This window comes from Sphingomonas sp. P4_D12 (genome assembly GCF_056401895.1).
This window is the reverse complement of record NZ_JBFUIL010000002.1, coordinates 49,880-70,593: the sequence shown is the minus strand read 5'-3', so window position 1 is coordinate 70,593 and position 20,714 is coordinate 49,880. Positions and strand designations below refer to the sequence as shown.

The 20,714-nt window shown below is 64.5% G+C and carries 21 protein-coding genes; 6 read left to right on the top strand and 15 right to left on the bottom strand.

The features are described from left to right. Positions 1–6: 6 nt before the first annotated feature. From AC1DSD_RS02990 to AC1DSD_RS02950, 9 genes are all read right to left on the bottom strand, one after another. The gene (locus tag AC1DSD_RS02990; RefSeq protein ID WP_478029011.1) at positions 7–1,353 is read right to left on the bottom strand and encodes a methyl-accepting chemotaxis protein; all 1,347 of its coding nucleotides are present in this window, start codon (positions 1,351–1,353) and stop codon (positions 7–9) included. Positions 1,354–1,449: 96 nt separating this feature from the next. Then, positions 1,450–2,814, bottom strand: coding sequence for an MFS transporter (locus AC1DSD_RS02985; RefSeq protein WP_478028385.1), 1,365 nt, complete (start codon positions 2,812–2,814; stop codon positions 1,450–1,452). Next, positions 2,811–3,275: an SAM-dependent methyltransferase gene (locus tag AC1DSD_RS02980; protein ID WP_478028383.1), complete on the bottom strand. Its 465-nt coding sequence runs from the start codon at positions 3,273–3,275 to the stop codon at positions 2,811–2,813. Before AC1DSD_RS02980 ends, AC1DSD_RS02985 begins: the two co-directional genes overlap by 4 nt. A 10-nt stretch (positions 3,276–3,285) precedes the next feature. Next, on the bottom strand, positions 3,286–4,203 hold the full coding sequence (locus AC1DSD_RS02975; RefSeq protein ID WP_478028381.1) for an EamA family transporter: 918 nt from the start codon (positions 4,201–4,203) through the stop codon (positions 3,286–3,288). Beyond that, positions 4,200–4,682, bottom strand: a complete 483-nt coding sequence (locus AC1DSD_RS02970) for a hypothetical protein (protein ID WP_478028380.1) — start codon at positions 4,680–4,682, stop codon at positions 4,200–4,202. Before AC1DSD_RS02970 ends, AC1DSD_RS02975 begins: the two co-directional genes overlap by 4 nt. A 31-nt stretch (positions 4,683–4,713) precedes the next feature. Further along, complete coding sequence (locus AC1DSD_RS02965) at positions 4,714–5,079, bottom strand: GIY-YIG nuclease family protein (RefSeq protein ID WP_478028379.1); 366 nt, start codon at positions 5,077–5,079, stop codon at positions 4,714–4,716. A 97-nt stretch (positions 5,080–5,176) separates the two neighbouring features. Then, complete coding sequence (locus AC1DSD_RS02960) at positions 5,177–6,700, bottom strand: fumarate hydratase (protein WP_478028377.1); 1,524 nt, start codon at positions 6,698–6,700, stop codon at positions 5,177–5,179. A gap of 50 nt (positions 6,701–6,750) precedes the next feature. After that, positions 6,751–7,158, bottom strand: coding sequence for a hypothetical protein (locus AC1DSD_RS02955; protein WP_478028375.1), 408 nt, complete (start codon positions 7,156–7,158; stop codon positions 6,751–6,753). A gap of 23 nt (positions 7,159–7,181) precedes the next feature. Then, complete coding sequence (locus tag AC1DSD_RS02950; protein ID WP_478028374.1) at positions 7,182–7,616, bottom strand: hypothetical protein; 435 nt, start codon at positions 7,614–7,616, stop codon at positions 7,182–7,184. Between the two features lie 144 nt (positions 7,617–7,760). On the opposite strand from AC1DSD_RS02950, the gene AC1DSD_RS02945 reads away from it, so the two are divergent. Beyond that, the gene (locus AC1DSD_RS02945) at positions 7,761–8,477 is read left to right on the top strand and encodes a haloacid dehalogenase type II (RefSeq protein WP_478028373.1); all 717 of its coding nucleotides are present in this window, start codon (positions 7,761–7,763) and stop codon (positions 8,475–8,477) included. Positions 8,478–8,489: 12 nt separating this feature from the next. Here AC1DSD_RS02945 and AC1DSD_RS02940 read toward each other — a convergent pair whose 3' ends face one another. Genes AC1DSD_RS02940 through AC1DSD_RS02925 form a run of 4 tightly spaced genes read right to left on the bottom strand, consistent with a single transcriptional unit; the run spans position 8,490 to position 10,737 of the window. Continuing rightward, a complete protein-coding gene (locus tag AC1DSD_RS02940) occupies positions 8,490–9,014 on the bottom strand; it encodes a DUF1993 domain-containing protein (RefSeq protein WP_478028371.1) in 525 nt (174 codons plus the stop codon). Positions 9,015–9,038: 24 nt separating this feature from the next. Then, entirely contained in the window at positions 9,039–9,698 is a 660-nt protein-coding gene (locus tag AC1DSD_RS02935; protein WP_478028369.1) for a glutathione S-transferase family protein, read from the bottom strand. Further along, positions 9,695–10,348, bottom strand: coding sequence for a dihydrofolate reductase family protein (locus AC1DSD_RS02930; protein WP_478028367.1), 654 nt, complete (start codon positions 10,346–10,348; stop codon positions 9,695–9,697). Before AC1DSD_RS02930 ends, AC1DSD_RS02935 begins: the two co-directional genes overlap by 4 nt. 14 nt (positions 10,349–10,362) lie before the next feature. Further along, positions 10,363–10,737 carry a YciI family protein gene (locus AC1DSD_RS02925; RefSeq protein ID WP_478028365.1) on the bottom strand — a complete coding sequence of 125 codons (375 nt, stop codon included), beginning with the start codon at positions 10,735–10,737 and terminating at the stop codon, positions 10,363–10,365. A 98-nt stretch (positions 10,738–10,835) separates the two neighbouring features. Here AC1DSD_RS02925 and AC1DSD_RS02920 point away from each other — a divergent pair, with 98 nt between their 5' ends. Continuing rightward, positions 10,836–11,330, top strand: coding sequence for a winged helix-turn-helix transcriptional regulator (locus AC1DSD_RS02920; protein WP_478028363.1), 495 nt, complete (start codon positions 10,836–10,838; stop codon positions 11,328–11,330). 39 nt (positions 11,331–11,369) lie between these two features. Continuing rightward, entirely contained in the window at positions 11,370–12,536 is a 1,167-nt protein-coding gene (locus AC1DSD_RS02915) for a serine hydrolase domain-containing protein (RefSeq protein WP_478028362.1), read from the top strand. 6 nt (positions 12,537–12,542) lie between these two features. Here the strand turns inward: AC1DSD_RS02915 and AC1DSD_RS02910 are convergent, their stop codons facing one another. After that, positions 12,543–13,541 carry an aldo/keto reductase gene (locus tag AC1DSD_RS02910; RefSeq protein ID WP_478028360.1) on the bottom strand — a complete coding sequence of 333 codons (999 nt, stop codon included), beginning with the start codon at positions 13,539–13,541 and terminating at the stop codon, positions 12,543–12,545. Positions 13,542–13,632: 91 nt separating this feature from the next. Between AC1DSD_RS02910 and AC1DSD_RS02905 the strand changes: the two genes are divergently transcribed. Both AC1DSD_RS02905 and AC1DSD_RS02900 read left to right on the top strand, forming a co-directional pair. Further along, positions 13,633–14,532, top strand: coding sequence for a LysR substrate-binding domain-containing protein (locus AC1DSD_RS02905; RefSeq protein WP_478028358.1), 900 nt, complete (start codon positions 13,633–13,635; stop codon positions 14,530–14,532). A gap of 108 nt (positions 14,533–14,640) precedes the next feature. Further along, positions 14,641–17,256, top strand: coding sequence for a putative bifunctional diguanylate cyclase/phosphodiesterase (locus AC1DSD_RS02900; RefSeq protein WP_478028356.1), 2,616 nt, complete (start codon positions 14,641–14,643; stop codon positions 17,254–17,256). Between the two features lie 26 nt (positions 17,257–17,282). On the opposite strand, the gene AC1DSD_RS02895 is transcribed toward AC1DSD_RS02900, so the two are convergent. Beyond that, entirely contained in the window at positions 17,283–18,275 is a 993-nt protein-coding gene (locus AC1DSD_RS02895; protein WP_478028354.1) for a phytanoyl-CoA dioxygenase family protein, read from the bottom strand. A 416-nt stretch (positions 18,276–18,691) separates the two neighbouring features. Between AC1DSD_RS02895 and AC1DSD_RS02890 the strand changes: the two genes are divergently transcribed. Next, positions 18,692–20,611, top strand: a complete 1,920-nt coding sequence (locus AC1DSD_RS02890; protein WP_478028353.1) for a ribonucleoside-diphosphate reductase subunit alpha — start codon at positions 18,692–18,694, stop codon at positions 20,609–20,611. The last annotated feature ends 103 nt before the right edge of the window (positions 20,612–20,714 follow it).

Genomic DNA, 20,714 nt, shown 5'->3' with positions numbered 1-20,714 from the left:
GGCTAGTCAGCCCTGGTCCTCATAGGCGAATTGCAGGATGCCCCAATGGCGGCCTTCGACCGCGATCGAGGCGATCACCTGCTTGAGCAGCACGACGCTGCCATCGGCGACCTGACGTCGATAGGCTTTGAGGCAGAACGGGTCGGTGATCTTGCACTGCTGCTGCGTCTCGGTGAACTCGAACATCATCCCGCAGCGCGCATGTTCCAGGTTCCAGCCATCGTCGCCGGGGCGCTGCGCGTGTGAGCGCTCGGGCATCGCGACCGCACCGAAGCCGTTACGGTCGGTGAAGCTCATCCCGAAAAAGCCCTTATAGCTCCGCGCCTGTTCCTGATGCGGCCGCGCCGCGGGGATGATGAACGGCTGGACCGGGTGGGTGTAGAGCGGCGGATTGGTGCCCGGGATTTGCTCATAAGTGTCGCGGAACAGATCGGCGATCGAGATCCTGCCATCGGCGACCGCACGGGTCAGCGCGTCCGACACCTGTTTCGCGGCATCCAGGCCGAACGCGATGTACGGCGAATCGATCATCTCCACACCGCTCTCGGCGAAATGCTGGAGCAGGGTGTTGGTGTCGTCGCTGACCGTCGTCACGCGCTCCGACAGACGCTGCAGTCCATCGGCATTGGCGCCCGACGTGGTCGACAGCGCGCCCAGCCCAGTGCGGATATTGCCGACCGAGTCGACCATCGATCCGATGCGGTCGCTGACGCGCTCGCTCGATCCCGACAGATCGCGCATCAGCGCGCCGAGACGATCGACCAGCTCCTCGATGTCCTTGCTGCCCTGATGCGCGGTCTTGGCGGTCTCGACGCCATGCGCGACGCGGTCGAGCATTCCTGCGGCCTCGCCCGCCAGCGCGCCGATCGAGCGTTCAATCGTCTGCGTCGCCGCGGCGGTTTCCTGCGCCAGTTTCTTGACCTCGCCGGCGACCACGGCGAAGCCGCGCCCGGCGTCGCCGGCGCGCGCCGCTTCGATCGTCGCGTTGAGCGCGAGCAGATTGGTCTGGCTGGCGATCCCGCTGATCACTTGCGTCACGTGGCTGACCGAGGCGAGCGCCTCGTTGAATGCGCCCAGGCTAGCATGGATGCGGCTGACCTGGTCGATCAGGTCGACGACGTTGATCGAGGCGTCGGACAGCTGGCGCGTCGAATCCTCGATCACCAGCCGTGCCGCCGCGGTGCTGCGTCGCGCCTCCTCCGCCGCGCGCGCGACGTCGGTGCCGTCATCGGCCAGCCGTACCGCTTCGCCGCCGATCGTGTCGATCGTCGTCGCCTGCGCGGTCACGCGCTCGGCCAGTTCGGTAATGTCTGCTTGCAGGTCGAGCGTCCGGATGCCGAGCTCGCCCGACATCTTGGCCGCCTTCCGTACCGTTGCTGCGATGTCCAACCGCGTTGCCCCCTGAATCCCGCTGCTTTCAGCAACTAAACGGCCAGGGTTAACGAAGCTTTAGGCCCGTTTCGCTGCGATAGAAAACCAGCCGGCCACGCCGGCGATCACCGCCACCGCCGCGGCCAACCACAATGCGGCATGAAAAGCGTCGATCGACACGCCGCGGCCGCCGCCCGTCAGCACCAGCCCGATCAGCGCGACCGCGACCATGCCGCCGATCCTGGCGGTGGCGTTGTTCACTCCCGACGCCGCACCGGCATGGTGGCGATCGACCGATGCCATCACGGCGTTGGTCAGCGGGGCGACCGCCGCGGTCATGCCAATGCCGATCAGCAGCATCGATGGCAGGATATGCGGGAGGAACTCGATCGCCGCGCCCGGGATCATTCGCATCGCGGCGAAGCCGGCCGCGACCAGCAACGGCCCCGCCGCCAGCATCCAGCGCGCGCCGATTCGCTCGGACAACGCGCCGGCCGCGCGCGAGCCCGCGCCCATGATCAGCGGCAGCGGCAGGATCGCCGCACCCGCCGCGGTGGCCCGCCATCCGGTCGAGATCAACAGATAGGGCAGGAGCAACAGCACACCGCTCAGCGCCGCATAGAGCAGGAAGGTCAGCACGGTGATCGCACTGAAGCTTCGCGTTCCGAACAGGCCGAGCGGCACCATCGCCCGCTCGCCGCACCGGCTTTCCCACCACAGGAATGCCGCCGACGCGGCCACCCCGCCCGCAATATAATATGCCGCACCCTGGCCACCCGATGTAGCAATCGTCAGCCCCCAGACCAGCAGGCCGAGCCCGATCGTCGCGAACGCGCCGCCCGGCCAGTCGGGTTTCGCCGCTTCGGGGTCATGCCCGCCCTCGACCGCGACCACCGCCAAAATGGCGGCGGCAACGGCGATCGGCACGATCAGGCCGAACACCCAACGCCAGCCGGCGGCGTCGACCAGCCAGCCGCCGACGATCGGCCCGATCGCCGCGCCGATCGCGCCCGCCGCCGCCCAGGTCCCAATCGCCTTGGCGCGCGCCTCGCCATCGAAATCGGCGCCCAGGATCGCCAGGCTCGCCGGCGTCAGCAGCGCTGCACCGACGCCCTGCGCGATGCGCGCGGCGATCAGCCAGCCGAGCGTCGGCGCCGCCATGCAGCCGATCGAGGCCAGCGCGAACAGCAACAGTCCGGCCAGGAACACTGCCTTGCGCCCGAGCGAGTCGGCCAGCGCGCCGCCGATCAGAACGAGCGCCGACAGCGGCAGCATATAGCCATTGACGATCCACTGGATTCCCGCGGCATCCGCATCGAGCGCCTTCGCCATGGCCGGCAAGGCAACATTGACCACCGATCCGTCGATCATCGCGACGCTCGATCCCAGCACCGTCGCCCACAAGGCACCGGCGCCGGCGCGGTTGGGCACTGCGTCGGTCATGCCCGCCAATATCCCGCCATCAACTCGCTCGCCCAATCGGGCTGGCGCACCTCGCCGCGCGGCAGGAACTCGCGCAATACCGGCTTGATGTCGATCACCGGCGTGCCGTCGATCGCATCGAGACCGCGGACGTGAAGCCGCGTCCCCTCGACTTTCTCGATCCGGCAGACAGTGATGCCGATCCGATTGGGGCGGTTCTTGCCGCGCTGCGCGAAGATGCCGACCAGCGGCCAATCGGCGCGGTTGCGCGGATGACGCGCGCCGGTCTCGATCTTGTCCGGCGACACGCGATCGAACACGAAGGCGATCTCGGCATGGCTGAAGTCGCCCAACCCGGCCAGTGCCTCAGGCCCGAACCGCGGATCGAGTTCGATCACCGCGGTCTCGCGGTCCCAATCGTCATCGACCGCTTCGGCGCGGCCGCCGCGCACATAAGCGATCGCTTCGATATCGAACGCCATGCCTGTCTCCTCACCACGCGCCGGCAAGCGCCAGCACTACGCCGATCGCCACTAGCAGCAATCCCGCGACCTCGCTTTTGGCGGTCTTCTCGCCCAGATAGAAATGCGCGAACGCCATGGTGAAGGCGACCTCCACTTGCCCGACGATCCGCACCAACGCGACCGGCGCCGACGCGAAGCCGGTGAACCAGCAGGCCGATGCGACCGACGACATCAACCCGACTTGCGCGGCAGTGCGCCACTCGGTGAACACCTTGGCCACCTGATCGCGCTCGCGCCAAATCAGATAGCCGCCCTGCATCAGCGTCTGCAACGCGACCGTCACCGCCAGCACGATCAGCGCAGCGCGGATATGATCGGGCGTCGCGACTTCCATCGTCGCGCGACGGATCGCGATCGTCGTCAGCGCGAACACGAAGCCGGAGGCAATGCCGTAGCGCGCCGCTGGCTGGCCGAGCAAGTGCAACAGCTTGCCCGGTCCCATCCTTTTGCCGCCGGTCGACAGCACCATCACGCCGACCACACCGAACCCGATCCCGAGCCAGGTGAGAACGCTCAGATGATCACCGAGCAGCACCACCGACAGGATCGCGCTCTGCACCGCCTCGGTCTTCGAATAAGCCGTGCCGACGACGAAATTGCGCTCGCCGAACGCCATCAGCAGCAGATTGGTCGCGACGATCTGCGCAAGACCGCCAGCCGCGCAGAACAGGACGAACCACTGCCCCAAGGCCGGGAACGCCGCGGGCGCGATCACAAACTGATAGGTAAGCATCATCGCCACCGCGACCGGCAGGCCATAGAGATAGCGGACCAGCCCCGCGGCATTGACCGACAATGTCCGCGACATGCGCCGCTGCACAGCTGTCCGCCATGCCTGGAGTGCGCCGGCGAGCAGGGTCGCGGGCAGCCAGATCGGTAAGCTCACGCCTCGCGCGCCTGAACGGTACGCGCGAGGAACTCCAGGATCGCCTTCTCGTCCTTGCCTTTGGCCCCCCGGCCGACGCGGAACAGCAATGCGCCGAACACCATCATCGCCAGCGGAATGCCGCCGAACATCCCCCAGAATTCGAACGGCGCGCCGCTATAAGCCGCGAAACCGGCGGCGATCAGGAAGATCGACAAGAATCCGAACCAGAAGATCATGAAACCCGTGACGTTGCTCGCCGGTCCGATCTTTCCCTCGATCCGCGTCCCGCTGCCGTCGGGTCGCATCGTCGCGGTCAGCCGGACATTCATGTTGGTCTGGATATTGGGCCGATAGACGAACAGCATCATGTCCTGCTCGCTGCCATGTCCGGTGACGCCCTTTTTGGGCTTGGCCTTCTCGCCACCCAGCACGTCGCGCAGCTTTGTTGCTAGCGTGACTGGGTTGAGCGGCGAATGGAGGATGATCTTCCTACTCATTGAGGCGCACGATCCGATCTGATCGGGAAGCTCATTCGGGGTGCGCCTGCGCCGCAATCGTCGCCCCGGCGGAGGCCGGGGCCGCCACGTTGTCCGGCACGTGCTCCGCCCCACCATTCAGATGGTCCCAAAGATCATCCCAATTAGGATTCTGCTCCGAAATCAGGCGGCATTTCCATACGCGGTTCCAGTTCTTCAAGCGCTTCTCGCGAAGGATCGCATCGTCGATCGAGTCATGTACCTCGATCAGCACCAACCGCGTGCAGTCCCATTTCGCCGCGAAGGCTGACCCGCGCTTCTGACGATGGGCCTCGATTCGGGCTAGGCTCGACGTCACACCGATATACAACACGCCGAACGGCCTGTTCATCATGATATAGGTGTAGCCGCCTCGCATAGTCCCTCGTTGCCTCGGCGAAGGCCGGGGCCGTTACGTTATCTCGCTAGCGCCTCGCGTCAAACCCGGCGGCCCCGGCCTCCGCCGGGGCGACGAATTACACCCGCTCCAACAACTTCTCTTTCGCGATCTTCTCGCGCCACACCAACGGCGCCAATTGGTGAACGTTGTTCCCCTCGCTGTCGACCGCGACTGTCACCGGGAAATCCGCGACCTCGAATTCATAGATCGCTTCCATCCCCAGATCCTCGAACCCGACGACTTTCGATCCCTTGATCGCGCGCGCCACCAGATACGCGGCCCCACCGACCGCCATCAGATAGGCCGATTTCGCGTCCTTGATCGCCTCGGTCGCGGCCGGACCGCGCTCGGCCTTGCCGACGCAGGCGAGCAGGCCCTGGTCGAGCATCATGCGCATGAACTTGTCCATCCGCGTCGCGGTGGTGGGGCCCGCCGGACCGACGATTTCCTCGCCGACCGGATCGACCGGCCCGACATAATAGATCACCCGGCCCTTGAAGCTGACCGGCAATTCCTCGCCCTTGGCCAGCATATCGGCGATCCGCTTGTGTGCCGCGTCGCGGCCGGTCAGCATCTTGCCGTTGAGCAGCAGCCGGTCGCCCTGCTTCCAGCTCTGCACCACTTCGGGGGTCAGCGTATCGAGATCGACGCGGATCGCCGCCTTGTCGGGCGTCCAATTGACGTCGGGCCATTCGTCGAGCTTGGGCGCTTCGAGAAAGACCGGCCCCGACCCATCCAGCGTGAAATGCGCGTGGCGCGTCGCGGCGCAATTGGGGATCATCGCCACCGGTTTGCCCGCGGCATGGCACGGCGCGTCCATGATCTTGACGTCGAGGATGGTCGACAGCCCGCCCAGCCCCTGAGCGCCGATGCCGAGCGCATTGACCTTATCGAAAATCTCGATGCGCAGCGCCTCGATATCGGTCTTCGGCCCGCGCTCCTTGAGTGTCGCCATGTCGATCTGTTCCATCAGCGCCTTCTTGGCGAGCAGCACGCAATGCTCCGCCGTCCCGCCGATGCCGATCCCGAGCATACCGGGCGGGCACCAGCCCGCACCCATCTGAGGCAGCATCTCAAGCACCCAGTCGACGATCGAGTCCGATGGATTCATCATCTTGAACTTGGACTTGTTCTCCGACCCGCCGCCCTTGGCCGCGACGTCGATATGGACCTTGTCGCCCGGAACCAGCTCGACATGGAGCACGCAGGGCGTGTTGTCCTTGGTGTTGCGCCGCGTGAAAGCTGGGTCGGCGAGCACCGACGCGCGCAGCTTGTTTTCCGGGTTCAGATAAGCGCGGCGTACGCCCTCATCGACGACCTCCTGCATCGAGCGCGAGGTGTCGTCGAGACGGCAGTCCATTCCCCATTTGACGAACACGTTGACGATGCCGGTATCCTGGCAGATCGGCCGGTGCCCCTCGGCACACATCCGGCTGTTGGTCAGGATCTGCGCGATCGCGTCCTTGGCCGCGGGCGACTGCTCCGCCTCATAGGCGGTCCCGAGCGCGCGGATATAATCCATCGGGTGATAGTAAGAGATGAACTGGAGCGCGTCGGCGACGCTCTCGATCAGATCGGCTGCGCGAATGGTCGTGGTCATGAAGCTGCGCACTAGGCACGCGCAGCCCGCAGCGCAACGGCCCGCTGACTTCAGCCGAAGCGCCGCGCCAGTTCATCGATTGCGTCGATATGCTCCTGCCGGCGCTGCCCCGCGATCAACGCATAAGTCACACCGGTAACAGCGCCGAGCATGGCAATCATCACCACCGTAAAAATCACGGCGCCGATCGCGGCACCTCGCGCGCTCGGGATCAGGAGCACCATCGCAATCCCTGGCAGCCCGAGCATGATCGCGCCGCCCAAGGCATACCAACGCAATTTGTCCTTACCCTGTCGCCGTAGTTCGATGCGGATGAAAACACCGAACACAAGCTGGATCAGCAATATGAGGCCCCACAGCGCAATAGCTTGCGCGACGAGCGACCAGTGCGGGCCAACAAGGATCACGAACAAGACCGCCGGAAATGGCGCAGCAAAGAACGCAATTATCTGTCGCATCATCCGCTCCCCCAGACGTGCACTTATCCGAAATCGGCGTCTAGCGCAGCGATCCGCTTGCGCTGCCGCTGTGCCGGCGTCCCGATCCCGGCTAGCAACCAATAGAGCCCGCCGGTCACCCCGCCCGCGATCACGTAACTAACGGGAGCGATGATAACCTGCGCGGTAAGGTCGTAATAGCGGCCCAACCGTATCGCCATCCAGATGGCTATGCCGATCGACGGCACACCGTACATAGCCGAGCCGATTAGCGCATGCGCCATTAGTGTCGCCCGTTCGCCGCGCGCCAGCGTCAAGCGCAACGGGATGCCCAATATGACCTGCAATCCGAGCAGAATTACGTAGGTGGCGGCGAATGCCGCCGCTTGCGACCCGAACAGCGGCCGAACATGCAGGATCAGGGGCAGCAGTATAGCGGCTGGAATGGGCGCTATCAGAAAGGCGAAGAACGCTCGCATGAAGCGAGAGTGCCTCGCAAGACGGGGCTTTGTCATCCGGCAATTCGTTCGAATTGACGTAATCGCTCTTGGCGCCTTTCACCCACCGCTAATCGCAAACGATAACTCTGGCGCCGGACGGGATGATGGCAGAAGAAGGATTCAATGTTTCTGCCCAAAGCCCTCGCCTTCGACGTGTTCGGCACGGTGGTGGATTGGCGCAGCGGAATCGCTCGCGAGGCCGCTCCGTTGCTCGACGGCTTGGGCCGTACCGACATCACCCCCGAGGCGTTCGCCGACGGCTGGCGCGCGCGGTACCAGCCGGCGATGGCGCGCGTGCGATCAGGCGATCGGCCCTTCGTCATTCTCGACACGCTTCACCGTGAAACGCTCGAGGACTTGCTGGTCAGCCTGGAGATCGACCCCGGCGCGATCAGCGACGAGCGGCTGCATGATTTGACGCTTGCCTGGCACCGGCTCGATCCCTGGCCAGAGGCGGTCGCCGGGCTGACGCGGCTGAAGCGACGATTTCCGGTCGTCACGCTGTCGAACGGCAATATCGCGCTGATGCTCGATATGGCGCGGCGTGCCGCCCTGCCCTGGGACGCGATCCTGGGCGCCGAGGTCAGCGGTCACTACAAGCCCGATCCCGAAGCGTATCTCGCCACCGCCCGGGCGCTGGCGATTCAGCCGGACGAACTCTGCCTCGTTGCTGCGCATCACAGCGATCTCAGTGCGGCGCGCGGTTGCGGGCTGCTCACCGCTTATGTCGATCGTCCAATGGAATATGGCGGCCGCCCCGCGCCCGACCGCGGCTTCGCGCAGGATTGGGAATGGAATGTCAGCAGTTTGACGGAACTGGCCGACGCGTTTGGAGCCTGATCCCGCTTATCGTCATCCCGACCTCGTCCGTAACCGTCCCTCATAATCGCGCTTACCGATCGGAACGCCCCGCGTCCGCAATATGTCGTAGGCCGTGACCGCGTGAAAATGGAAGTTCGGCAGCGAAAAGGAGAGGATGAAGGTCTCCGCCATGAAGGCGAGCCGGCGCGGGCCGATCTGTAAATCCAGTTCCTTGCCCGCGCAGTCATTGACCTCTTCCGGCGTGAACGCCGCCAGCGCGGTCTCCGCTCGCCTGACCATCGCTTGCAGGTCGGCGAACGGCATCGTCCCGACGAGCGGCGGCGGATCGAACACGCTCCTGATCAGCGCTTCCACACCCCAGACAGCATGATGCGTCAGCGCCTCGATCTGGAAATGGAACGGCGCCATGTCGGGAAAGAGGCGAGCGTTCACGAACTCGTCGGGGTTGGCGCCATTCTCCTGGCAATGCTTGTCCGCGCGGTCGAGAAAGCCAGCGACGGCGCTCACCGTCTGTTGGAAAGTCGGCACGCTGAGATCGTAGAGTGACGTTGCCATCGCTGTTTCTCCCCGACTGCCGAGCTAGTCCCGCCCCTCGGGCGCGCCGAGCGGGAAATAATGACGGTATGGCCGAGCCTCATCGAGCGCTCGGGCATAGCTCGGGCGTGCGAGCAAACGGTCGCGATAGGCCCAGACGTTGGCGAACGACTTGGGGATGGCATGGCTCCAATCGGCGTAGAGCAATGCCGGCGCCGCCGCACAATCGGCCAGGCTGAACGCATCGCCCGCGGCCCATTCGCGCCCCGCCATATGCTTGTCGAGCAGGGCATAGGCCGTGTCGAGCGCGCCCTGCCACCTGGCATCGTCCTTCGCCTCGCGGCCAAGCGCACCATAGACAAGACGTTGCTGCGGATAGCTGACATAATTGTCGAAGAAGCGATCCCACATCCGCACGTCGACGGCCACGATGGGGTCGTTAGGAATCAGCGGCTTATCGGGATATTTGGCGTCGAGATATTCGATGATCGTCGTTGTCTCGAAGACCAGGCGCCTGTCATTGTCGCTGGCCCCATCGGTCAGCACCGGGAACCGCCCGATCGGCCACAGCGCAGCGAACTCGCTCGCCACCGGCTCGCTGCCGTCGAGCATCACTTCCTCGAACGCCACGCCCTTTTCGTAAAACGCCGTCTTGGCTTTCTGGCAATAGGACGAGAAGGGATGCGCATAGAGCTTCAAGGTCATTCGGCCTCTCCCTTCGCGAGCACGATGTGCAGCGCGCGCTCGCCCATCACCTGCTCGGTCGGGACGTAGCCGAGCGCGCGCAGGTCGATCCCCTCGAACATCGCCTCGCCCTGCCCCAACACGACCGGCGACACGGCGTAATGGAGTTCGTCGATCAGGCCGGCCTGCAGATATTGCCGCACGGTCGAAACACCGCCGCCGATCTTGACGTCGAGATCGCCCGCCGCCGCCTTCGCCTGCTCGAGCGCGCTTTCGATCCCATCGGTCACGAAAATGAAGGTGGTGCCGCCTTCCATCTCGATCGGCGGGTGCGGATGATGCGTCAGGATATAGGTCGGCGCGTGATAGGGCGGGTTGTCGCCCCACCAGCCCTTCCAGTCGGTACCGTTCCAGTCGCCGCGGATCGGCCCGTACATGTTGCGGCCCAGGATGAAGGCGCCGAACCCCGTCATCGCACGCTCACCAAAGCTGTTGTCGATGCCGGTCTCGCCGTCCTCTTTGCCGATCATGGTCTGGAAGAATCGCGTCGGAAAGAACCAGCCGTGCACCTCACGACCATTTTTCCCGAGCGGATCGTCCAGGCTCTGTTCGGGTCCGGCACCGAACCCATCGACCGATACCGAAAACGCACCAACACGTACCTTGCCCATCATCTCTCTCCCACTCACGGCCGCTCGATGAAATCGATTGGACGCACTTCGATTCCGCCGCGCCCGAATTTGTCGCCGAGATGCGTTCCCGGATGCAGCTTCGCGATCTCGACTGCCCCGTCGATATCATCGGCCTCGACGATGAAGAAGGCACCGAACGGCTCGGGCGTCGCTGCATAGGGACCGGCCTTCGCGACCACCGCGCCATCCTCGACGAACAGGGTCCGCGACTGTTCGGGCATGCCGAGCGCACCGATCAATTCGACCTTGCCACTCGCCTTCAGCGCGGCGTCGTGCGGCGCGCAGATCGCGCCGATCTCCTGGAAATCCGCGGGCTTCAACTCGGCGAAGCGCGCCGATTCGTAATGGCACAGGCACAGAAACTTCATCGCATCCTCCTCGCAAAACTGCTTGCAATTCGCAAGCGGTATATGCATCGGCTAAATTAAGCAGTTGCATTTTGCAAGCAGTTTTTTACAATGCATGCATGGCTGAGACGATGCGGTCGGGATGCCCGATCAATCTATCGATGGAGACTTTGGGCGATCGCTGGAGCCTGGTCATCATCCGCGACATCATGTTCGGCAATCGCCGCCATTATCGCGAGCTGCTCTCGCAATCGGAGGAGGGAATCGCTTCCAACATCCTGGCCGACCGTTTGAAAAAGCTGATGGAGCGCGGGCTGCTGACGCGTGCCGACGATCCCAGTCACAAGCAGAAGGCGATCTATAGCCTGACCGAACCGGCGATCCAGCTGCTGCCGGTGCTCGCCCAAATCGGCGCCTGGGGCCGCCGCCATCTGCCGACCACCCCCGAACTCGCGATTCGCGCGCAATTGCTCGAGGAAGGCGGACCACCTTTGTGGGAGGCGTTCATGGCCGAGCTGCGCCATGAACATCTCGGCACGCCATTGCCGCCGAACCACGAACCGGTATTGCCGCGATTGACCGCCGCGTACGAAGCGTTGGCTAATTGCGCCTGACCGGCGATACAGCGCGCCGGATTTCTTGGAGAGACTCGCATGCCGACCGGCCGATCATTGCGGATGATGAGCGCGGCCCTGGCGCTGCTCGCGATCGGCGCCACCGATCGGCCGCAACGCGTGTACAATACGCTCGACAATCGCAACCTGTCGGAATCGACTGTCGACCGCATCGTCCAGCGGATGATAACGGCGAACCAGGTTACCGGGCTTGGCGTCGCGGTGATCCGCAAGGGCAAGATCGTCTTCATCAAGAGCTATGGTTATGCCTCGCTGGAGAACAAGGCGCCGCTGACGCCGGCGACGATCATGCCCGGCGCCTCGCTGACCAAGGCGACCTTCGCCTGGATGCTGATGCAATTGGTCGCTGAAGGGAAAGTCGATCTCGACAAGCCGATCGATCAATATCTGGCCAAGCCGCTGCCCGACCATGCGGCTTATGCCGATCTCAAGGGCGACGAACGCTGGCGCAAGCTGACCTTGCGGATATTGATGAACCACAGCAGCGGCTTCGCCAATTTCCGCTTCTTCGAGGACGACAAGAAGCTGCGGTTCCACCGCGAGCCGGGTACGCGCTACGGCTATTCGGGCGAAGGCATGCATTTGGCTCAGTTCGTGCTCGAACAGGGTCTTGGCCTTGACGTGGGTCAGGAGATCCAACGGCGTGTCTTCGACCGCTTCCGGATGGGCGACACGTCGATGACCTGGCGCGACAGCTATGACGGCCGCTTTGCCTATGGCTACACCGCGGACGGTCAGCGCCAGCCCTTCGCGCATCGACGCAAAGTCGACGTGGCCGGATCGATGGCTACGACCTTGGCCGACTGGGCGCGTTTTCTTGCCGCGGTTTCGCGCAGCGACGGCCTGGGACTCGCCACGCATAGGGCCATGGTCCGCCCCACGATCTGGATCGACAGCCCTACCCAGTTTCCGACGCTGCGCGACGATCGCACCAATCGCTGGAAAGCCATGAAGCTGGGCTATGGCGTCGGCTGGGGCACGTTCGAAAGCCGGTTCGGCCACGCCTATTTCAAGGAAGGGCATGACGACGGCACCGAGAATTACGCGATGTGCGTCGACACGCGCCAGAGCTGTATCCTGCTGATGGCCAATGACAATCGCGCGGCGGCGATCTTCGTGTCCTTGACCAATCAATTGCTCGGGCCGATCGGCCTTCCCGCCGAATGGGAAGGCTACCGGCCCTAGGGCTTTTCATCCCCGCTCGCTGTCGAGCGAGGCCATGCCCTGCGCGGGATAGCGATCGCCTCGCACCGCGTCGCTCGGCACCGCCGCCTCGATCGCGGCAAGATCCTCAGCGCTGAGCGTCACGTCGAGCGCGCCCAGCGCTTCCTGCAGCCGCGTGCGGGTCTTGGCCCCGACCAACGGCACGATGTCTTGCCCCTGCGCCGCGACCCAGGCGATGGCGAGCTGCGCGGTGGTGATGCCCTTGGCATCGGCAATCGCCTTGAGCCGGTCCGCAATCTGCAGATTGGCCTCGACATTGCCCGCCTGGAACCGCGGCGAATGCGCGCGGAAATCGCCCGGCTGCGCGCCGCCCGACGCCTGCCAATGCCCGCTGATCAACCCGCGCGACAGCACGCCATAAGCGGTGACGCCGATGCCTAGTTCGCGCAGCGTCGGGAAGATGCTGTCCTCGGGCCCACGGCTGATCAGCGCATATTCGATCTGCAAGTCGACGATCGGGTGCACGGCGGCGGCGCGACGGATCGTCTCCGATCCCATTTCGGATAGGCCGATATGGCGGACATAGCCTGCCTGCACCATCTCAGCGATCGCGCCGATCGTCTCTTCGATCGGCACATCGGGGTCGAGCCGCGCGGGGCGGTAGATGTCGATATGATCCACCCGCAGCCGCTGCAGCGTGTAGTGGAGGAAGTTCTTGGTCGAGCGCGGGCTCGCGTCGAAGCCGATGAACGCCCCGGCCGGGTCGCGCAACCCGCCATATTTGACGCTGAGCTGATAAGCGTCGCGCGGCATACCGGCGATCGCGTCGCCGATCAGCATCTCGTTATGGCCCTGGCCATAAAAGTCGCCGGTATCGAGCAGCGTCATCCCGGCGTCGAGCGCGGCGTGAATGGTCGCGATGGCCTCGTCGCGGTCCGCCGGCCCGTACGCGCCCGACATGCCCATACACCCAAGTCCGATTGCCGAGGTCGTCGGTCCACTCTTGCCTAGCCTGCGCTGTTCCATCGTCTGTCTCCTTTGAAGATCGGCATATGGCGAAATGGCGATCGTACGATAAGCCATGACAAGCGAGACGCCCCGTGCGAAAATCCGTACAATGGCGACGCCCAATCTCGATGACTTCGCCCAATTCGCGGCCGTGGCTGCAGCCGGTGGTTTTCGTGCCGCGGCGCAGAGCAAAAACCTGTCGGCGTCATCACTGTCGGAAGCGGTGCGCCGACTCGAAAGTGATCTCGGCGTCCGCCTGCTCAACCGGACCACGCGCAGCGTCACGCCGACCGAGGCGGGACAACGGCTGCTCGATCGATTGACTCCGGCATTGGAGGAACTTGCCCACGCGGCCGACGATCTGGTCACCGAAAGCGGCCAGGTCAGCGGCACCTTGCGCCTCAATGTTCCCGGCATCGTCGCCTGGCACATCCTGCCGCCGATCGCCGCGCGGTTCCTTGTCGCGCATCCCGGCATCCGGATGGAAGTGACCGCTCAGGACGAGTTGGTCGACATTCTCGCGGCCGGGTTCGACGCCGGAATCCGATACGAGGAGCGCATCGACCGCGATATGATCGCGGTGCCGATCGGCCCGCGACGACAGCGCTTCGCCTGCGTTGCCGCTCCTGCCTATCTCGATCGCCACGGCACGCCCCGACACCCGCAGGACCTTGCCGGACATCAAAGGCTCGGCCACCGCTTCGCGAGCGGCAGGCTCGCCGCATGGGATTTCGAACGCGGGGGTCGCCGCTATCGCATCGCCCCCGATGGGCCGCTCATCGCGACGTCGATGCAGATGGAGATCGCGGCGGCGGTCGCTGGCCTGGGAATAGTGGCGGGGTTCGAAGAATTCTTTACCGCCGAACTGGCGCGCGGTATGCTGGTCGAAGTCCTGAGCGACTGGATGGAGCCGTTTCCCGGTCCCTCACTTTATTATCACAGCCGCCGCTTGATGCCGGCGCCGTTGCGCGCCTTCATCGATTTCATTCGAACCGAAGGCGCGAGCTGACTGCACCGTTTCGCCTCGACTCGGCCGTCTAGTTTAGTTCGGGCTGAAAGCACTTCCTAACGTCTTCGCGCTACGGGCGTGGTCATGTCCGTTCGTCCGAGCCGATCTGTGGCCGATGCAACGCGTTCCACCTGGGGCGCGCTGGCGCTCGACATCGACGCCACGCCGGAGACGATCGAGGCGCGATTGCAGCGCATTGGCGAGTTGAGCGCGGTCTGGCCGTTCGTGCTGTTCGCCCAGTTGCTCGCGCCGCTCGTCGTTGGCGTGATCGCGCATTATACCGGGCATGACGATCTTATCCGCCTGGCGGCGCTGCGCGGCGGCGTGATTGCCGCGGCATCGATCGCCGCTCTCGCCCAGCTCAAGCTCAATTTCGCGCGTTTCTGGCCGACCCATGTCCAGATCCGCACCCTGACGCTCTGTTCGGGCGCGCTTGGCGTCGGGCTCCTGTCACTACTGCCGCTGGTCGCGGCGTTTCCAGTGGGCGAATATCATCTCGCCGGGTTCATCGCGGTCTTCGCCGGCGTGACGATCACCGCGATCGCGATCCATCCGCTGCGCGCCGCGACGTTGGTCTTTGCCGCCGCGCTCGCCGGCATGGTGCTGATCCATACCGGGCTCGGCCTGCCCACGGCGATCGCTTTCCTGGCGCTCGCCAGCCTGACGATCTCGACCGTGCGACTGGCCCGCAACGACGTCGAACGCAACCGGCTCGACGAGGCCGAGAGCAGTTCGGGCCGTCTCGCTGCGCAATTGGTGCGCGAGGTCGAAGATCATGGCGACGGCTGGTTCTGGCAGACCGACCGCCACGGCCTGATCACCTATCTGTCGGCCAAGGTCGGGCGCGAATTCGCCCGGCTCGGCGTCGAGCCGATCGCCGGCAGGCTCACCGACATCTTTCGCATGGATACCGAAGCAGGCGACACCGAGCGCACGTTGAGCTTTCACTTGTCCTCCCGCACCAGCTTTTCCGACTATTCGGTGTGCCCCGCCGTCGACGAGGATAGCGAGCGCTGGTGGTCGATTTCCGGCCGGCCGATGATCGACGAGCTCGGCCGGTTCCAGGGCTTTGTCGGATCGGGCCGCGACCTCACCGAAAAACGCCGGTCCGAAGCCGAGATTACGCGCCTCGCGCTGTTCGACGGCCTGACTGGGCTCGCCAATCGCCAGCGCATGCGTGCCTCGCTCGACAAGACGCTGGCGCCGCAATCGGGCCATGCCATCACCTCGCTGTTGCTGCTCGACCTCGATCGCTTCAAGGCAGTCAACGACACGCTTGGCCACCAGATGGGCGACTCCTTGCTGAAACAGGTGGCGCAACGGCTGCAACGGTCGGTCGGCGACGCCGGACTGGTCGGCCGGCTAGGCGGCGACGAATTCCAGGTCGTGGTGCCCGGCGAAGGCAATCGCGACCGCCTGGGGGATTTGGCGAAGGGCGTGATCGCGGCGCTCTCGCAGCCATATTTCATCGATGGATCGTCGATCACGATCGGCTGCTCGGTCGGTATCGCAATCTCACCCGAGGATGGCAGCGACTCCGAAACATTGATCCGCAATGCCGACCTCGCATTGTACGAGGCGAAGGGCGACGGCCGCGGCGTCCACCGCTTCTTCCGCAGCGAGTTGCTCGCGGGCGCCCAATCCAAGAAACAGCTCGAAGACGATCTGCGCCACGCCTTGGTCGGCAACCAATTCTACGTCGCCTATCAGCCGGTCGTATCGACCGAGGGCGAGCAGATCGTCGGCTACGAAGCGCTGATCCGTTGGGACCACCCGACGCGCGGCGCGATCAGCCCAGCCGAATTCATCCCGATCGCCGAGGAATGCGGGATGATCGAGACGATCGGCGAATGGGTGCTCAGGACCGCGTGCCGCGAGGCGGCGGGCTGGCCGAGCCATGTCCGCGTCGCGGTCAATGTCTCCCCGATCCAGTTCGCCAATCCGGCGCTGCCCGCTATCGTCACCTCCGCGCTGGCCAATTCCGGCCTGGCACCGCATCGGCTCGAGCTCGAGATCACCGAGGGCGTGTTCGTCAACGAAAACGCCAGTTCGGAAAAGATGTTCAAGTCGCTGAAAGGGATCGGCGTGCGCCTGGCGCTCGACGATTTCGGCACCGGCTATTCGTCGCTCGGCTATCTCAAGAAAGCGCCGTTCGACAAGATCAAGATCGATCAGAGCTTCGTGCGCGGCGCCGCCGTGCCGGGCAACCGCAATGCAGCGATCATCAAGGCGATCGTGACGCTGGCCAACACGCTCTATATGGAAACCACCGCCGAAGGGGTCGAGCATCAGGATGAGGTCGAGCTGATCCGCGAACTCGGCTGCAGCCACATCCAGGGCTATGTCTATGGCAAGCCCGCGCGCAGCGAGGAAGTCATCCGCCAGCTCCAGGCCGCCGGTGGCCACGCCACCCCGCTCGGCTACAAGGTCAGCCGCAGCCCGCGATCGACGATGCTGCGCTCGGCTATCCTCGACCTCGGCGTCACCAAGGGCGAGGTCCGCATCCGCAACATCTCGTCGACCGGCGCGCTGATCGACGGCATCGAGTTTCCCATCGATCCGTCGGGCGTCGACGTCCAAATCGAATTGCTCGAAGGCCAGATGTTCCCGGCGACCGTCCGCTGGGCCAAGGACGGCCGTGCGGGCCTGGAATTCGCGCAGAATTTCAACCTCGAGCGGCTCAACGCGCCGGTCCCGACGCGCAAGGTCCGCAAAGCGAGCTGAGGGACGCGCGCCGTCGGACCCAGGCGCTACAGCCAGGGCCGCTCGTCGGGCCAGTGCATCGGATAATGGTTCACATAGTGCGCCAGGCGCGGCTGGTCGCTGCGATTGGCGCTGGCGCCGTGGGGGATTTCGTGGCGCCAGATGACGAGATCGCCCGCCCCTGCCGGCACCGTGACCGCTTCGGACGACAGGTCAACGGTGCGGGGATCGGCACCGCTCAGGCTCGCGATCCAGCCATCGGCCAGTCGATGGTGGAAACCCGGCACGACCTGCAATGCGCCCTGATCGGCGGCAGTGTCGGTGAGATAGAGGATCGCCTGGGTTTCGAGCGCGATCGGCGGCGTCAGATTGCCGTCCCAGTGCAGATGCGGCCCGGGAAAGGTGTAGCCGGGCCTGATCGGCGGATTGAAGCTCAGCCGGTCGGTCGACACGATCAGGTCGGCATGGCCATAGAGTTCGGCGAACGCCTTCGCCATGCGCATCGAGCGGCGCGGCACGTCCATCGTCGGATGCTGGAAATGCTGGATCATGATGCCGTTGGTGCGCGGTCCGTACCAGGTCGCGGGATCGGCCGGATCGGCATCGAGGATCGACCAGAGATGATCGGCGATCGCAGCCGCCTGATCGCGGGTAATCGCCTGGCGCAGCACGACGACGCCGTCGCGATCCCATCGCGCCAGATCACCGGCGTCGAACACCGGCGCCATCGCCATCACCGCCGCCTGGCGGGCGCGTTCGTCGGCGGGCGGCTCGTCGCCGTCATACCAGGCGGTGAAGCGCGCCAGCCGCGCCGCGTCGGGCGCTCCCGCGGTCGCCTCTATCCAAGCGACGAATGCCGGCCAGTCGGGCTGGGACTGTCCCAACATCGACATCGTCTGTTCGAGCCCGAGACCGAGTATGTCGAGCAGCGTCCGGATCGGGACGGGACGTGGCTCGGCCGGCGAATCGTGGCGCGTCATCCGCGCCCATAAAGCCAGGAGTCCGCGAATCTGATCAAATGAAGCGATCGGATCAGTCATGACTCGACCCGACCACAACCGGTTGATACGGTCCAGCTATCGACCACAATATTTTTGCGTGTTCCGCGTTCGTTCCCTTGCCTTCGCGGAAGCCCGCGGAAACCCGCGCGTCGCGGCGAATGGACCGGATCGGACCTTCCGTGAGTCGAGTCAAAATAGCGACGAACGGAGTCATGAATTCGTCATTTACGGTATTGCGTCCGACGCCGGATAGGCACAATCTGTTGTAGTTCGGTTCGGGGGCGACCCAAGCACTGGTGGAAATCCAGTCGCGATCTTATATCGCGGCAGGGCCCTGCTCGTGCTTTTTAAACAGGCTGTGGACTATTTTTGTTCTCGCCTGTGGAGCCCGAATGGTAAGGTGGGGGTTCGTTCCCCCGAGTCGATTTGTGCGAGCGGAAAAGCAGGGGCGAGAGATGGATTTCAGAGACACCGAAGGAACGGGCGAAAATATGGCGACCGATGCGATCGAGGCGGCAGCGGCGACGGTGCAGGCGAATGCGGCACCCCGGACGAAGAAGCGCGATTCGAAGTCGATCGCCAAGCCATATCCAGTCGAGGTCGATCATTCGCGCGACGATCTCCTGACCGATTTCGGCAAGGACACGCTCAACGACCGCTATCTGCTGCCGGGTGAATCGTATCAGGACCTGTTCGTCCGCGTGGCGTCGGCTTATGCCGATGACGGCGCGCACGCCCAGCGCCTGTACGACTATATCTCGCGTCTGTGGTTCATGCCGGCGACGCCGGTGCTGTCGAACGGCGGCACCGGCCGCGGTCTTCCGATCTCGTGCTTCCTCAACTCGGTGCCCGACAGCCTCAACGGCATCGTCGACACCTGGAACGAGAATGTCTGGCTCGCCTCGCGCGGCGGCGGCATCGGCACCTATTGGGGCAATGTCCGCGGCATCGGCGAGCCGGTCGGCCTGAACGGCAAGACCAGCGGCATCATTCCGTTCGTCCGCGTGATGGACAGCCTGACGCTCGCGATCAGCCAGGGCTCGCTGCGCCGCGGTTCGGCCGCCTGCTATCTCGACATCTCGCACCCGGAGATCGAGGAGTTCCTCGAGATCCGCAAACCCTCGGGCGACTTCAACCGCAAGGCGCTCAACCTGCACCATGGCGTGCTGATCCCCGACGCTTTCATGGAAGCGGTGCGCGACGGCTCCGAATGGTCGCTCAAGTCGCCCAAGGACGGCTCGGAACGCGGCAAGGTCGATGCCCGCGCTTTGTTCCAGAAGCTGGTCGAGACCCGTCTGGCGACCGGCGAGCCGTACATCATCTTCGCCGATCATGTGAACTCGACGATGCCCAAGCATCATCGCGATCTCGGCCTCAAGGTTTCGACCTCGAACCTGTGCTCGGAAATCACCCTGCCGACCGGCAAGGATCACCTCGGCAAGGATCGCACCGCGGTGTGCTGCCTCAGCTCGCTCAACCTCGAGACCTGGGACCAGTGGAACAAGGACGAGCATTTCATCGAGGACATCATGCGGTTCCTCGACAACGTGCTGCAGGATTTCATCGACCGCGCCGAGCCCGGCATGGAGCGCGCCGCTTATTCGGCGATGCGCGAGCGGTCGGTCGGCCTGGGCGTGATGGGCTTCCACTCGTTCCTCCAGGCGCGCGGCCTGCCGTTCGAAGGCGCGATGGCGAAGTCGTGGAACATGAAGATGTTCAAGCAAATCCGCGCGCAGGTCGACGCCGCGTCGATGGCACTGGCGGTCGAGCGCGGGCCCTGCCCCGACGCCGCCGACATGGGCGTGATGGAGCGGTTCAGCTGCAAGATGGCGATCGCGCCGACCGCTTCCATCTCGATCATCTGCGGCGGCACCAGCGCGTGCATCGAGCCGATCCCGGCCAATATCTACACCCACAAGACCTTGTCGGGATCGTTCTCGGTCAAGAATCCGTATCTCGAGAAGATCTTCATCGAGAAATCGAAGAACAGCGACGCGGTGTGGAACTCGATCCTCGAGCGCGGCGGCTCGGTCCAGCATCTCGATTTCCTCAGCCAGGAGGAAAAGGACTGCTACAAGACCAGCTTCGAGATCGACCAGCGCTGGCTGATCGAGCTCCAGGCGGATCGCACGCCCTATATCGACCAGTCGACCAGCCTCAACCTGTTCATCCCGGCCGATGTCGAGAAGTGGGACTTGTTGATGCTCCACTTCCGCGCCTGGGAACTGGGCGTGAAGTCGCTTTACTACCTCCGCTCGAAATCGGTGCAGCGCGCCGGGTTCGCCGGGGGTGTCGAAGCCGACAACACGATCGAGGCGCCCAAGTTCGAACTGGGCGAGACGACGGACTATGATGAATGCCTGGCGTGCCAGTGAGGTGCGGGCGGCCCGGATTTGCCTGAGCAAATCCGGGACTCGCCGCGGCGGGCAGCGGACCGGCAACGCCGGTCCGTCTGACGGCGCGGCATCCGAGCCGGGG

Excerpts from the sequence above, each read along its gene's own strand:
- AC1DSD_RS02950 (WP_478028374.1), bottom strand. The coding sequence starts at position 7,616 with ATGCGAGCGTTCTTCGCCTTTCTGATAGCGCCCATTCCAGCCGCTATA.
- AC1DSD_RS02915 (WP_478028362.1), top strand. The coding sequence starts at position 11,370 with ATGCCGACCGGCCGATCATTGCGGATGATGAGCGCGGCCCTGGCGCTG.
- AC1DSD_RS02910 (WP_478028360.1), bottom strand. The coding sequence starts at position 13,541 with ATGGAACAGCGCAGGCTAGGCAAGAGTGGACCGACGACCTCGGCAATC.
- AC1DSD_RS02930 (WP_478028367.1), bottom strand. The coding sequence starts at position 10,348 with ATGGGCAAGGTACGTGTTGGTGCGTTTTCGGTATCGGTCGATGGGTTC.
- AC1DSD_RS02985 (WP_478028385.1), bottom strand. The coding sequence starts at position 2,814 with ATGACCGACGCAGTGCCCAACCGCGCCGGCGCCGGTGCCTTGTGGGCG.
- AC1DSD_RS02955 (WP_478028375.1), bottom strand. The coding sequence starts at position 7,158 with ATGCGACAGATAATTGCGTTCTTTGCTGCGCCATTTCCGGCGGTCTTG.
- AC1DSD_RS02935 (WP_478028369.1), bottom strand. The coding sequence starts at position 9,698 with ATGACCTTGAAGCTCTATGCGCATCCCTTCTCGTCCTATTGCCAGAAA.
- AC1DSD_RS02960 (WP_478028377.1), bottom strand. The coding sequence starts at position 6,700 with ATGACCACGACCATTCGCGCAGCCGATCTGATCGAGAGCGTCGCCGAC.
- AC1DSD_RS02945 (WP_478028373.1), top strand. The coding sequence starts at position 7,761 with ATGTTTCTGCCCAAAGCCCTCGCCTTCGACGTGTTCGGCACGGTGGTG.
- AC1DSD_RS02940 (WP_478028371.1), bottom strand. The coding sequence starts at position 9,014 with ATGGCAACGTCACTCTACGATCTCAGCGTGCCGACTTTCCAACAGACG.
- AC1DSD_RS02990 (WP_478029011.1), bottom strand. The coding sequence starts at position 1,353 with ATGTCGGGCGAGCTCGGCATCCGGACGCTCGACCTGCAAGCAGACATT.
- AC1DSD_RS02895 (WP_478028354.1), bottom strand. The coding sequence starts at position 18,275 with ATGACTGATCCGATCGCTTCATTTGATCAGATTCGCGGACTCCTGGCT.
- AC1DSD_RS02970 (WP_478028380.1), bottom strand. The coding sequence starts at position 4,682 with ATGAGTAGGAAGATCATCCTCCATTCGCCGCTCAACCCAGTCACGCTA.
- AC1DSD_RS02925 (WP_478028365.1), bottom strand. The coding sequence starts at position 10,737 with ATGAAGTTTCTGTGCCTGTGCCATTACGAATCGGCGCGCTTCGCCGAG.
- AC1DSD_RS02890 (WP_478028353.1), top strand. The coding sequence starts at position 18,692 with ATGGATTTCAGAGACACCGAAGGAACGGGCGAAAATATGGCGACCGAT.
- AC1DSD_RS02965 (WP_478028379.1), bottom strand. The coding sequence starts at position 5,079 with ATGCGAGGCGGCTACACCTATATCATGATGAACAGGCCGTTCGGCGTG.
- AC1DSD_RS02920 (WP_478028363.1), top strand. The coding sequence starts at position 10,836 with ATGGCTGAGACGATGCGGTCGGGATGCCCGATCAATCTATCGATGGAG.
- AC1DSD_RS02980 (WP_478028383.1), bottom strand. The coding sequence starts at position 3,275 with ATGGCGTTCGATATCGAAGCGATCGCTTATGTGCGCGGCGGCCGCGCC.
- AC1DSD_RS02905 (WP_478028358.1), top strand. The coding sequence starts at position 13,633 with ATGGCGACGCCCAATCTCGATGACTTCGCCCAATTCGCGGCCGTGGCT.